This is a genomic window from Pedobacter nyackensis (assembly GCF_900176505.1).
Lineage (GTDB): Bacteria > Bacteroidota > Bacteroidia > Sphingobacteriales > Sphingobacteriaceae > Pedobacter > Pedobacter nyackensis.
In genome coordinates, this window is the sequence record NZ_FWYB01000022.1 from 38,496 (window position 1) to 52,996 (window position 14,501).

Below are 14,501 nucleotides of genomic sequence, written 5' to 3' on the forward strand. Positions count from 1 at the left end.
AAAAAAAAGTTACCACGTGATTTAGGGCATCAAACGCTTACGTTCAGATTCCTGATCATTTTTGGCCGAATCCTGATTCGCCAAAATGGCAATAATCTTTACCATTGTCATCAATTCATTCCCTTTCAGTTTACTAAATTTCTTTTTTAGCGTACTGTCCGGTTGAACCAGAAAAACAATACTATCGCCCGCTTTTACCTGTCTGAAGATCTCAAATGCATCTTTAGACATTACTGAAGAATCCAATACCTGGTATTCCGGAATAAATTTGCGAGTATCTCTGAGTACAGAATCACCATACATTTGTCGCATATGCATTTTCAATACTTCCCCTACCGAAACCACTGCTCCACTGGACTTACTTATAATTTTATATTTTACCCCTGCGTCTGTAGCTTTAAAATTATTACAAGCTATCAAAGCCAGTAGAAAACATCCGAATAAAGTTCTTTTGATCAAATTCATCTGTTAAATAACGATGGTAGCGCACAAATAGATATAGATTGAGGTTACTGGAATGCTATTTTGTCTCCAGTATAGAAAGAATATTGCCAGCAGGATCTTTAAACCAGGCAATAACAAGTCCTTCGCCCCGAAAAATTCCCTTTTCATCAGTTTTAAAATCTTTATCAGTATAGTGTTCAAACTGAACACCTTTCACACCCAATGCACCGACTGCATTTTCTACACTATCAACAGGAAAATTCAGCACTGTGAAGGTTGCAGCCTGATGATCGACCTTAGGATAAATCATAACAGGAGTAGATCCGGCTATCCGCAGTTCAAGGATTCCCATGTCACTATCTTTAACTTCCATTCCTAGTGTTAACTGATAAAATTCTCTTGCTTTTTCAATATCATCAACTGAAAATGAGCTAAATGCTTTTGAGTTTTGTAGCATGACTTTTAAGTTTTAAAGATTCATCTTAATTACTACAATCGACAAAGGATAAAGTTTATTTGCAGCACAACCCTAAAAATCTTTAAATTAGAAGATGATCAATACCAACCTGTATCCAATCCTCAACACATGCACCTATTTAAATACGGCCAATTCCGGAATTCTATCTAAACCTATACAAGAATGGAGAAGTAAGCATGATGCTGATTTTCTGATGGCGGGGAGCAATTTTCGTTTGCAACACGCTTCGATTTTTCCAGAATTAAAGCAAAACCTTTCGATGCTTTTTGGCGCTGATGCAGAACAGATTTTTCTGGTTCCTAATTTCTCTTTTGGCTTCAACACCCTGCTGGATGGATTGGATAAAAGTCATCGGTTTTTGCTATTGGACGAGGACTACCCATCGGTAAACTACCCGGTCCGCGGCAGGAAATTTGATCATACCACCGTACCAATAAGTAAAAACTTAGAGGATGATATTTTAGCAGCGATTAAACGTTTTAAGCCCAGTGTCTTTGCCTTTAGCATCGTTCAATACATCAGCGGGATCAGACTATCCCCTGATTTCATCAAAACAATCAAACAGACTTATCCAAACCTGCTTCTTATTGCCGACGGCACACAATTTTGCGGTACAGCCTCATTTAATTTTGAAACGTCGGGCTTAGATGCAATCCTATCAAGTGGCTACAAGTGGATGCTGGGAGGCTTTGGGAATGGCTTTGTATTGCTATCTGATCAGTTGAAAGACCAGCTATTTCAGGAAAGAAAGCAAACTTCTTTACCAACAGAGAATTTCCTGGAAAACAGAGACCACCTATCCCTATGCTTCGAGCCAGGCCATTTGGATAGCTTAAACTTTGGAAGTTTAAATCAAGGCGTAGAGCAACTTCAATCACTGGGACTTGATAATATTGAAAAAATGACTCAATCCATATGTACACAAGCGAGAGCCGAATTTCATTCGAGAGGGCTATTGAGTACTGAAATGCCGGAAAGAAACGCACAATCAACCATAATGAGTCTTCCGCTCACATCGGCTGTGTGCGAAAAACTGCTTGCTGCTAAGATTATATTTTCTAACCGGGGAGCCGGCAGTAGGTTTTCATTTCACTTTTACAATACCAATGCCGATTTAAATCACCTTTTAGCTGTACTTGATGGGAAGAGTTAATTGACCTCTGCCTCCATCAAGTCCACAGCGTATCAACAAAGTACCTATTGGCGTCAAAAAAATTATGCCGACATTGAAACCCTGACCTTAATGCAAGCCTTTCAATATCCTCCAGCGCATACTTTTGGGAAATTTCCATATAAATATGCTCATCCCTGGCAAAACTAATTGTTGCTGCAGCTCCGATATGAACGATTTGGTCTTTTAAACTGATCAGGTAACTTTTACAGGCCCCAGATTCTGGATCATAATTGGCATAATGTTCAAAATTTTTAAGCTCAAAATCACCTCCCAATTCCCTGTTAATGCGTTCAAGCAAGTTCAAATTAAATGCACTTGTGATCCCTTTGCTATCATTATAGGCTGCCAATATTTGCTTTGGATTCTTCTTCAGGTCAAAACCAATGATCAACATATCTCCTTTAGACAGTAACTTTCGTAAGGATAACAAAAACTCATGTGCCTCATCCAGATTCATGTTTCCAATATTTGCCCCCATAAACAAGACCACCTTTCTCCGGTTAGAAAGTGCAGCAGCCTTCTTTAGCATGTCCAGATAATCTCCATTTAGTCCTTTTATATTCAGATCAGGCAATTCCTTGGGTAGATTTTCCTCCAGTTCGCTGATTACATGTGCCGAAATATCCACTGGAAAGTAACTAAACTCCAGATTTTGTTTAGCCAGCTCCCTTAGCAAATGAATAGATTTTGTAGCATCCCCTGCCCCCAGTTCTATCAAATCAAAAGGAGTATCTCCCTTGATAATAAGGTTAGCAATATGACTCGCCTGATTTGAAAATATATCCATTTCCGCATTGGTCAGATAATACTCATCCATTTCCATGATCTGCTGAAATAAATAATCTCCACGTTCGTCATAGAAATACTTGGCCAGCATAAACTTAGGACTTGCCTGAAGTCCGGCAACAGTTTCGTTAAGGAACTGTGATTCAACAGCGGTTAAATTGGTCTGCATAATGTTATTTGGCTAGTCGTATTCCAGTAAATTGCCATCTTAAATGTGGATGAAAGAAATTCCTATAGGTTATCCTGCTATGACCTAAGGGCGTTGCTTCGGATGCTCCCCGAAGTACTTTTTGGTTCACCATAAATTTACCATTATATTCTCCTATTGCACCTGGTGCTTTACAGAAGCCAGGATAAGGCAGGTATGCACTCTCTGTCCACTCCCACCTTTTCCCCCATTTGAATTCCCTTGCTGCAGCTTCCCATTCAAATTCAGTCGGCAGCCGCATTTTACTCCAACTGGCAAATGCAGCAGCTTCATAATAACTAATATGCGTTACAGGTGCTTTCATATCAAGAACTTTAAGACCTCCAAGGGTATAGGTATGCCATACGCCATCTATTAAATACCAGTACATTGGGCCTGTGATTTGGTTATTCTTCACCCAGTCCCAACCTTCAGCATGCCAATGAACAAAATTCTTATAACCACCATCATAAATAAATGCTAAATATGCTCCATTACTAATCAGCGCCGGACTGATCGAAAAGTCTTGTAAGTAGACCTTATGCCTCCCCAGTTCGTTATCAAAGCAAAACCCTGTTCCGGAATAACCAATCTCGTAAATCCCTTCTTTAAAGGAAATCATCTCAGACGTATCTGATTCAAATTCAACAGTTTTCGTTTCATCTGTTAGATATGCTGGAAACAGGGGATTATTTCCCAAAATATACTTGATGTCGGTTAGCAATAATTCCTGATGTTGCTGTTCATGGTTAAATCCCAACAAGAGTAAATCTTTTACCTCTTCAGTAAGCGGTTCTTTTAAAAACTCGCACATCGCCAAATCTACATATGCCCGATAAGCGTAAACATCACTAACGCTGGGGCGACTGAGATTCCCTCTATCCGTACGAATCACACGATTGCCAATAGTCTCGTAATAGCTATTAAAAACATAATTGTATTCAGGATTGTAAACCCGGTATCCCTCATGAAAGGGTTTTAAAATAAAGGTTTCGAAGAACCATGTGGTATGCCCAAGGTGCCATTTTGGTGGGCTAACATCTACAATTGGCTGCACCACATAATCTTCAGTTTGCAAAGGTTCGCAGATCCACTCAGAGTTCTTCCTGATTTGCATGTATTGTTCCGAAAATACCATCAACGTTTATCTAAGTATTTGTTAGTATAATTAATATTAACATTTAGTAATTTCGATTGTTTTTAACTGTTCATTAATCTATATGAAACATGAGAGAATCCCTTAACCATGCCACAAAACGTACCGATCAGGCACATTACCAGGACATCGAAAGCGTCCGCTTTTCCTCAAAGCTTCAGCATCAGAAAAATAGAGGTTTTACTCCATGGCCAGAATATGGTGCAGGAACTGCACCGGCATGATTTTTTTTATCTCCTCGCTTTAAAAAAAGGATCAGGGCATCATGACATCGACTTTGTACCCTATGCAATCGCAGATTACTCGGTATTTTTTATCCGCCCAGGTCAGGTACATGCCCTTGTATTAAAATCGGACAGTATGGGATATCTGATTAATTTCAGTAGTGACTTTTATAATCTACAGGATAAGGTAGCAAAACAACTATTAGGAAAAGCGAGCAGTACAAATCACTATCAACTGGATGCTGAAGAGAATCTGAAGTTTACTAGTCTTTTAGACTATATATACCGGGAACATGCGACTAAAAAGCCAAATTACGAAACGGTAATACTAGCCAATATGAGCATTTTATTCGTTGAATTGATCAGGCAAAACACCAGCGATGCTTCCGGTAATAATAACCTCTATGCTCAGGAACGGCTTGAAAAGTTTCTGGAATTGCTGGAGACGCATATTTTTACCCATAAACAAGTTTCACAATACGCCAAATTGCTAAATATATCTACTTACCAGCTGAATGCAATCACCAAAACCATGCTTGGAAAGACCAGTTCAGCACTGATTAATGAACAAATCGTACTGGAAGCTAAAAGATGTTTACTTGCAACCACCAACCAAGTCAATCAGACTGCCTATCTGCTGGGATATGAAGATGTTTCCTATTTTATCAGATTCTTTAAAAAGCACACAGGATTTACCCCAGAAGCCTTCAGGCATAACTTCAGTTAAGTCCTATACATCCACGTTTCTGTCCTACCTCTTAATCTGATTATGGAACTACCTTTGAGTTAATAGAAAAATGGGCTACAAAATTAAATTCAAAAACATTTAAAAAAAAAACAGATGACGAATACATGGAATGATACCTATAAACAAATGTGGGAAGACCGATATGAGGAAATAGAATATGCTTATGGAAAAGCGCCAAATGAGTTTTTTGCTACGCAATTACAAAACCTGAAGCCGGGATCGATACTAATGCCAGCAGATGGTGAAGGGAGAAATGGGGTATTTGCCGCAAAGTCAGGCTGGAAAGTCAGTTCTTTTGACTTAAGTAACGCAGGAAAAACAAAGGCACTGGAACTTGCAGCAGCGCAGCAGGTTGAACTGGATTATAAAGTTGGAGACCTCGAAGTGCTGGAGTATGAACCAGAATCATTTGATGCCATTGGATTAATCTACGCACATTTTGCGGCAGACAAAAAATCGATCATCCATCAAAAATTGCAGGAGTATCTCAAGCCAGGAGGTTACATCATATTCGAGGCTTTCAGTAAAAATCACATCGCCATGGTGTCGCAGAACCCAAAAGTTGGCGGGCCAAAGGATGTTAATCTACTGTTCTCCCTGCAAGAACTGGCCAGAGACTTTAAAGGCTATGAGTTTCTGGTTCTCGAGGAAGCCATAATCGATTTAGATGAAGGAAAATATCACATAGGAAAGGGTTCTGTAGTGCGGTTAGCGGCTAGAAAACCCTAATCCAAGATCCAGGGTCAGCTACACATCTTCCATTCCATACTGTTTCAAAACATCCGCAGGTACACCTTCCCAGCGGTTTGGCACATTGCCCATATAACCAATGTCATTCACACCGATTTCTGTGGTATAAAATCCAGAAGCGGTAAGGTTACGCATCAGATTAAAAAATGCGACTCCCTGTTCCAATCCGGGTTTAACCTTCTCGGGGTAAGCAATGTCATCTACCATCTCGATCTGCTGACTTGCGGAAGCATCTTTAAAGGTTTTTTGAAACCTGTTTAAACACTGCAGGTCCAACCATTTCAGGCCACCGCGCATAGGCGTTTGATGGGCAGGCATATCTTTAACAATAAACTCGATGAAATCAGGGACCTTAGCTTCCGATGCGCTGCCAGATTTACCATCCTTGGGGATAATAATATCCGCCAGTACTGTTATTGTAGCCATTTCATGGTCACTAAAAAACTTATAGCTATTTAACTCTTTCTCCCGCTCTATTTCAAAATCCTGCCTCCCTGGCTGGGCTTCCTCCACAACTTTTGCTGTTTCCTTTTCTCCCGGTTTGCAGGCTTCAAGAACCAGTCCTGCACTAATTGCTGTTAAGCCTATGGCTTTTAACGAATCACGTCTGTTCATTATAATATTAATTTGATCAGCTAATGTTTAATTTTTCTTTTTGTTGCAAAATATATTCAGCAGTACGCATAGACAGGGCTAAAATAGTCCATGTTGCATTTTTATCCCCCTGCTGAACAAAAGGACCTGCATCAACTACAAAAAGATTTTTACAATCGTGTGCCTGGCACCATTTGTTTAAGGCAGATTTTTTGGGGTCATCGCCCATTCTTACTGTACCTACCTCATGAATAATTTTGCCGGGAGCCTCCAAACCGTAATTGGTTTCTGCACCAGGAGGTTCATCTGCAACAGCCCCCATGGCATGCATAATCTCTTTAAACGTTTCCTGCATGTGTCTGGCCTGCTTCACTTCCTCTGGCGCCCATTTATAATTGAACCGAAGTACCGGAATACCATATTTATCCACCACATTAGGGTCTATTTCACAGTAATTGCTTTCCCTGGCAATGGCTGTTCCTCTGCCTGCCATCCAAACACCGGTTCCAAAAAAACGACGATAATCGTCTTTCAAACCAGCACCATATCCACCCGCAGGTTTCATCTTTCCATCCTTGCCAGGTACAGCCCCATTTTTCTTTTCCATCCCCCAGCCAAAACCATAACCAGGCATATCGAATCCACCACCATATTCAATATGGTAACCACGTGGAAAATCAAGCTTCTTGTTATCCAGCCACCAGGGTGAATAGATGTGTATACTACCTGCACCATCTTCATTATATCTTTTCCGATCTACCAGTTGTGGTAAATACCCCCCCATACTAGCGCCGGTAGAGTCATGCAGGTACTTACCCACAATACCGCTGCTATTGGCCAAACCATCGGGATGAGCAGTCGACTTAGAATTAAGCAACAAGCGCGCAGATTCGCAAGCACTTGCACCAAGGATCACGATTTTACCACGAACCTGATACTCCTGCATATCCTTCGTATTTACATAAGATACTCCAGTAGCCAACCCGCTTTTATCCGTTAAAACTTCCCTAACCATTGCATTGGTAATTACAGTCAGGTTTCCTGTATTAACTGCAGGTATAACCAGGCATGACGAAGAAGAAAAATCGGCGTATACCTTACACGAGCGGCCACATTGTCCGCAATAAAAACAAGGTGCACGGTCTTTATTATTAGGTAAAGCCTCCGTCAATACAGAGCCTCTACCCGGTATTACTTTAACACCAACTTTTTGAGCGGCCTTTTTAATAAAAAGCTCGTTAAGTCTTGGCTTAGGTGGTGCCATGAAAATACCATCAGGTTCACTTTCTATCCCTTCTACAGTACCGTACAGACCGATCATCCGGTCAACCTTATCATAAAATGGCTTTAACTCCTGATAGGTAAATGGCCAGTCATCCGTAAGTCCGTCTTTCGGTTTAAAATCGTCTGGTCCCATTCTTAAAGAAATACGTCCCCAGTGGTTGGTACGGCCACCTAGCATTCGAGACCGAAACCATGCAAATTCAGAATTATTCTTTTGGGTATAAGGCTCTCCCTCTAGTTCCCAGCCTCCATAAGAGCCATCGAAATCGCCAAATGGACGCGTAGTACCTGCACCTCTTCTGGGCGATTCCCAGGGCCATTTTAATTGCTGAGAATCTATGCGGGGATCAAAATAAGCACCCGCTTCGAGCATTAAAACCTTCAGACCTGCATTAGCAAGTACGTACCCGGCCATCCCTCCTCCGGCACCAGAGCCTACTACAATGGCATCATATTCGATGCCCGATTTTTTGATTTCGAATTGGTTCATTTATAATTTGGTTCATTAATTTGGGTTGATTACATCGTATGCTATACCAGGTGTATAGATACGACACAAAATGACAAGTAATATACAAGATTTTATTTTCAAATTTTGAAAAACAGGCTTGAGATTAACCATTTTTTATTAGGCTTCTGGACCCTGCGAAACAGTGTCTCTATCCAGAATTTCAGGAAATCACCTTTCATGTAGCTGTGGGTATCAAAAAAAATCTGTCAGAAACTTATATAACCATAAATTAAAATATAAATCTTCATTGTTCTCCTAAAGAAATATAGTAACTTGGGATAAGGTTAATCACCTTGCCCTTATAATCAAACCTATTATCTTATCAGCTATGTTAAGATTGCTCGCTTTATTCCTATTTATTATCCTGTTTAATACATCAGGATCAGGACAAACAGTAATAAATGTTGATTTAACCGCTTCTCCTAACATTACTAAAACTTACACTGGATACCCTAGGTCAGGAACAAATTGTGGCGATAGTGATTGTATCGTTTTTAACATCACACTTAATCCTGGTACCGATTTGGTTAGTTTTAGTCCCGACCAAGTTACAGGATCCAGTTTTTACACAATTGATTGTGGTGCACTAACCCCCGTTGGTACTCCGGCTTGTATCAGTGGAAAAACACAAGTCAGCTTATCCTTTTGTAAACCGGGGGGTAACACCAATATAGTGTATACAATAACAGCTTCAACTTCGGTATCAGCATCTGCCGATCTTATTGTCAGGACGGGATGTTCCGCTCCACTGAGTGTAGTTGGTGTAGATCCTGCCACAGTCACCTGGACATCGATATACCCTGGTACCCAAGGTGCCTATAATTCCTTCTTAAGTTGTCAATCCGGTTGTACAACAACTACATTTACTGCAGGACCAACAGCCCCTGCTTATATAGATTACAAGGTTAGTGGAACAGTATCTACCTGCCCAAACCTACGATCGGATATCGTAAGAGTTTACGTTGTACCCGGCATGCAAGTTGCTTTTAATCCCGGAAATACGGTAATATGTAGCGGAACTGCTACAACACTCTCAACCTCGGTAACAGGCGGTAATCCCCCTTATAGCTATTCCTGGACGAGAGACGGAGCACCTTTATCTAATACCGCTTCATCTATAAGCACAACTGATATTGGAACTTATGTTGTGACTGTTTCCGACAATACGAATTGTGCACCAGTACCTCAATCTATCGTAGTGTCAGCTGCAGCAACTCCTGACGCGCCAACAGCAAGCGGCAGCACAATTTGCAGCGGCAGTGCGGCAACACTCAGCGCTACAGCCCCTGGTGGTACTTACCAATGGTATGACGCAGCAACAGGCGGAAACTTGTTGAGCAGCAATGCAATCTACACTACGCCGGCACTTACTTCAAGTAAAACCTATTACGTGCAAACCATCGTGAATGGATGCACAAGTCCCAGGACCGCGGTTAATGTTGTTGTTAACCCCATACCAGCTGCACCAACTGTGGCTGCTATTACCATATGTAGTGACAATGCCGGAGTACTGACCGCAACAGCCCCAGGTGGTAATTATGAATGGTATAGTGCCCCATCTGGTGGAATACCTTTAGCTAGTGGCAGCCCCTTTACTACACCGGCATTAACAACTACAACAACCTATTACGTTCAGACCACTGTAAATGGCTGTACCAGTCCCCGAACTGCTGTAACAGTAACGGTTAATCCTACCCCAATTGCCCCAACAGCGTCAAACTCAACGATCTGTAATGGTACATCCACTACATTAATGGCAACCGCCCCAGGTGGAAACTATGAGTGGTATGATGTTGCGTCCGGAGGAGTTCCATTAATAAGTAGCAGTACATTTACCACGCCTGCCTTAACAGCAACAACCATTTATTATGTCCAAACTACGGTTAATGGTTGTCCGAGTGCCCGTACAGCTGTCACTGTAACCGTTAATGCAATTCCGGTTCCTCCATCAGTATTAGGAGCCACTATTTGTAGCGGCAGCTCCACTACATTAACTGCAACTGCCCCAGATGGAATTTTCCAATGGTATAGTGCTCCAACAGGCGGAACACTTCTGGGCACTGGTCCCACCTATACTACACCAGCATTAACCGGAAGTGCAAATTATTATGTGCAAACCAATGTTAATGGATGCATAAGTGCCAGAACCGCCGTAAATGTTATGGTTAACCCGATACCGTCCGCACCAACTGCGGCAGACATTACGATATGTAGCGGTAATGCTACAGTGCTGACTGCAACAGCTCCGGGTGGAAATTACGAATGGTACACTGCCCCATCCGGCGGATCACTTTTAAGTAGTAATGATACTTTTACTACACCTGCATTATTAACTACAACTACCTATTATATTCAAACCACTGTAAATGGGTGTACCAGCCCCCGCACGGCTGTTACGGTTACAGTAAACCCGACTCCAGTTGCTCCAACTGCTATAAATCCCACAATCTGCAGTGGCACATCCACTATTTTAGTCGCAACTGCCCCTGGAGGAAGTTACAAATGGTATGATGCTCCAGTCGCAGGGAATCTTCTTGCATCGAATGCAAATTATACAACGCCAATATTATCTACAACCACAACCTACTATGTTGAAACAACGGTTAATGGTTGTACGAGTGCCCGCACAGCTGTAACTGTAACAGTGAATCCCCTTCCTGCTGCACCAACAGCTTTAGGAGGAACAATATGCAGCGGCAACACTCTGATTTTAACAGCAACAGCGCCAGGAGGGACATACCGGTGGTACACAATGGCTGGAGCATTACTGGCCTCTACAGCATCCTACACCACGCCTGTATTAACTGCAACCACGACATATCGCGTTCAAGCAATATCTGCTGAAGGATGTCCAGGCCCCTATACATCTGTTACAGTAACCGTTATCCCCGAAGAAAATGCAGATTTTCATTATACATCCGGTACTTTCTGTAAAACGGGTTCCAATCCAACACCAACGGTTGTAAATCCTGGAGGAACTTTTACGAGTACTCCTGGGCTCACGATAAATGCTTCAACTGGCGAAATTAACTTAGCCACCAGTGCAGTTGGAACTTACACCATTACTTTCTCAACAAATACAACCTGTGTTTATAGCAGCAGTACAGAAATAACTGTTACAGAGGCTCCAGATGCCTCATTTACTTATACCAGTCCTTATTGCCAGAATCAAACCGGCCAGGCACTTCCTGACTTTCCTTTAGGTGCCAGTGCAGGAATCTTTAGTTCAGAGACTGGATTAGTATTCATCAACAACACTACCGGTGAAATTGACCTTCAATTGAGTACTCCTGGAACCTACGAAATTACCAATACAATTGCCGCTTTAGGTGGTTGTTCTGAAGCAACGGCTACTTACACCATAACAATAAATCCAACTCCAACGGTAACCAGCTCCTCAAGTTCTTCTGTTTGCAATAAAACCCTTAAAAACTATAACATTGAAAGCAATCTGAGTGGAACCACATTTACCTGGACCAGGGCAACCATACCCGGTATCAGCAACCCGGAAGTTATTGCACAAATAGGAAATACCATTACAGAAACATTGGATAATACAACTTCAGATCCGATAGAAGTTGAATATAAAATCATCCCTTCATTAAATGGTTGTAACGGGCCGACGTTTGCCTATACGCTAACAGTAAACCCAACACCAACGGTTACCAGTCCTTCAAGTAATACACTTTGCAACAACACTATACAAAATTATGATATCACCAGCAATGTGAGCGGAACAACTTTTACCTGGAGCAGAGCGGAAGTTACAGGTATCAGCAACCCGCTGGTTAGTGGCCAAACCGGGAATAACATTACAGAAACGTTGGTGAATGAAACCTCTGATCCTGTGGAAGTGGTTTATGAAATTACCCCTTTTGCTAATGATTGTACTGGCCCCGTATTTATGTATAAGGTAATGGTAAACCCTACGCCTAAAATTACAAGCTTAGAAAATGCCTCGATTTGTAATAACACCCCTCAGAGTTACCCCATTACCAGCGATGTTACCGGTGTAACTTTTACCTGGAGCAGGGTTGCAGTTGCAGGAATCAATAACCCTACTGTTGCACAATCCAGCAATTCAATTACAGAAACACTTGTAAATACAACCTCGGCTCCAATTGTTGTGGTATACAAAATTTCTGCTTCATTAGGCGGTTGTGAGGGGCCAATTTTCACCTATACATTATCCGTTAATCCAACACCAACGGTTACCAGTCCTTCAAGTAATACACTTTGCAACAACACTATCCAAAATTATGATATCACTAGCAATGTAAGCAATACTACCTTTAAATGGAGCAGAGCGGAAGTTACAGGAATAAGCAATCCGCCAGTACTACCCCAATCAGGAAGCTCCATTACAGAAACACTGGAGAATACAACTTCAGCTCCTGTAAATGTGGTGTATGAAATCATTCCTTCATTAAATGGATGTGATGGGCCAATGTTTACTTATACGCTAACAGTAAACCCAACACCAACGGTTACCAGTCCTGATGCAGCGGTTATCTGTAACAACACTGCACAAAACTATACCATTACAAGTGATGTCATTGGGACAACTTTTACCTGGAACAGAGCAACAGTTCCAGGCATCAGCAATGCAGCAGTCAGCAACCAAACCGGCCCGATTTCGGAGTCATTAATCAATACAACAAACGCACCTATTGATGTTGAGTATGTAATTTATCCCTCAGCATATGGATGTGATGGCCCAGTATTTACTTATAAGCTAAGTGTAAGTCCGACTCCAACGGTTACCAGCCTTGCTACAGCAATTATTTGCAACAAAATAGCTCAAGATTACACCATCACAAGTGATGTCAGCGGAACAACTTTTACCTGGAGCAGAGCAGCAGTTATAGGGATCAATAACCCTACTGTTGCACAATCCGGCACTTCAATTACAGAAACATTGGAGAATACAACCTCAGCTCCTGTAAATGTTGAATATAAAATCATTCCTTCATTAAATGGTTGTAACGGGCCAACGTTTACCTATATGCTAACAGTAAACCCAACACCAACGGTAACCAGTCCTTCAAATAATACACTTTGCAACAACACTATTCAAAATTATGATATAACCAGCAATGTCAGCGGAACAACTTTTACCTGGAGCAGAGCCGAAGTTACAGGTATCAGCAACCCGCTGGTTAGTGCACAAACCGGAAATAACATTACAGAAACATTGGAGAATACGACTGCAGCTCCTGTCGAAGTGGTTTATGAAATTACCCCTTTTGCTAATGATTGTACTGGCCCCATATTCACGTATAAGGTAATAGTAAACCCTACGGCTAAGATTACAAGCTTAGCAAATGCCTCGATTTGCAATAACACCCCTCAGAATTACCCCATTACCAGCGATGTTACTGGTGCAATTTTTACCTGGAGCAGAGTTGCAGTTGTTGGAATTGACAACCCTTCCGTTGTTGCACAATCCGCCAACACAATTACAGAAACTCTTGTAAATACAACCTCGGATCCAATTGATGTGGTATACAAAATTTCCGCTTCATTAAGTGGTTGTGAGGGACCGATTTTCACCTATACATTAACCGTTAATCCAACACCAACGGTTACCAGTCCTTCAAGTAATATACTTTGCAACAACACGATCCAAAATTACATCATCACCAGTGATGTCAGCGGAACAACTTTTACCTGGAGCAGAGCGGAAGTTACAGGCATCAGCAATGCAGGAGTCAGCAACCAAACCGGGAATTCTATTACAGAAACATTGGAGAATACCACCTCAGCCCCTATAAATGTTGTGTATGAAATCATTCCTTCATTAAATGGATGTAATGGCCCAATGTTTACTTATACGCTAACAGTAAACCCAACTCCAACGGTTACCAGCCCTGCTACTGCAATTACTTGCGACAATACACCCCAAAGTTATGCCATCACCAGTAATGTCAGCGGAACAACTTTTACCTGGAGCAGAGTAGCTGTTACAGGCATCAGCAACCCGACAGCTAATCCCCAAACCGGAAATTCCATTACAGAAACTTTGAAGAATACAACTTCAGCTCCAATAGTGGTAATCTATGAAATTGTCCCATCTGCAAACAGCTGTAGTGGACCAACATTTATTTATGAAGTAACCGTTAATCCAACGCCAACGGTTACCAGCCCTGCTACTGCAATTACTTG

General features: G+C 41.7%; 10 protein-coding genes. 4 read left to right on the forward strand and 6 right to left on the reverse strand.

Annotated features, from left to right (window positions below):
• Positions 1-21: 21 nt before the first annotated feature.
• Together B9A18_RS23830 and B9A18_RS23835 are read right to left on the reverse strand one after the other, a co-directional pair.
• Positions 22-465, reverse strand: a complete 444-nt coding sequence (locus B9A18_RS23830; RefSeq protein ID WP_084292256.1) for a hypothetical protein — start codon at positions 463-465, stop codon at positions 22-24.
• 55 nt (positions 466-520) lie between these two features.
• Positions 521-901, reverse strand: coding sequence for a VOC family protein (locus B9A18_RS23835; RefSeq protein WP_084292258.1), 381 nt, complete (start codon positions 899-901; stop codon positions 521-523).
• A gap of 94 nt (positions 902-995) precedes the next feature.
• Between B9A18_RS23835 and B9A18_RS23840 the strand changes: the two genes are divergently transcribed.
• A complete protein-coding gene (locus B9A18_RS23840) occupies positions 996-2,075 on the forward strand; it encodes an aminotransferase class V-fold PLP-dependent enzyme (RefSeq protein ID WP_084292260.1) in 1,080 nt (359 codons plus the stop codon).
• A 16-nt stretch (positions 2,076-2,091) separates the two neighbouring features.
• Here the strand turns inward: B9A18_RS23840 and egtD are convergent, their stop codons facing one another.
• Together egtD and egtB are read right to left on the reverse strand one after the other, a co-directional pair.
• Positions 2,092-3,051 carry an L-histidine N(alpha)-methyltransferase gene (gene egtD, locus B9A18_RS23845; RefSeq protein WP_084292262.1) on the reverse strand — a complete coding sequence of 320 codons (960 nt, stop codon included), beginning with the start codon at positions 3,049-3,051 and terminating at the stop codon, positions 2,092-2,094.
• A gap of 4 nt (positions 3,052-3,055) precedes the next feature.
• Entirely contained in the window at positions 3,056-4,207 is a 1,152-nt protein-coding gene (gene egtB / locus B9A18_RS23850; protein ID WP_084292264.1) for an ergothioneine biosynthesis protein EgtB, read from the reverse strand.
• Positions 4,208-4,315: 108 nt separating this feature from the next.
• Here egtB and B9A18_RS23855 point away from each other — a divergent pair, with 108 nt between their 5' ends.
• Positions 4,316-5,176 (forward strand): AraC family transcriptional regulator, encoded by an 861-nt coding sequence (locus B9A18_RS23855; protein WP_084292266.1) that lies wholly within the window; start codon positions 4,316-4,318, stop codon positions 5,174-5,176.
• A gap of 114 nt (positions 5,177-5,290) precedes the next feature.
• Positions 5,291-5,926, forward strand: coding sequence for a class I SAM-dependent methyltransferase (locus B9A18_RS23860; RefSeq protein ID WP_084292268.1), 636 nt, complete (start codon positions 5,291-5,293; stop codon positions 5,924-5,926).
• 18 nt (positions 5,927-5,944) lie between these two features.
• Here the strand turns inward: B9A18_RS23860 and B9A18_RS23865 are convergent, their stop codons facing one another.
• Positions 5,945-6,562: a gluconate 2-dehydrogenase subunit 3 family protein gene (locus B9A18_RS23865; RefSeq protein WP_084292270.1), complete on the reverse strand. Its 618-nt coding sequence runs from the start codon at positions 6,560-6,562 to the stop codon at positions 5,945-5,947.
• Positions 6,563-6,578: 16 nt separating this feature from the next.
• Positions 6,579-8,315, reverse strand: a complete 1,737-nt coding sequence (locus B9A18_RS23870; RefSeq protein WP_084292272.1) for a GMC family oxidoreductase — start codon at positions 8,313-8,315, stop codon at positions 6,579-6,581.
• A gap of 349 nt (positions 8,316-8,664) precedes the next feature.
• On the opposite strand from B9A18_RS23870, the gene B9A18_RS23875 reads away from it, so the two are divergent.
• Positions 8,665-14,501: Ig-like domain-containing protein (locus B9A18_RS23875; RefSeq protein WP_084292274.1), on the forward strand; the 5,837-nt coding region annotated here is incomplete at its 3' end.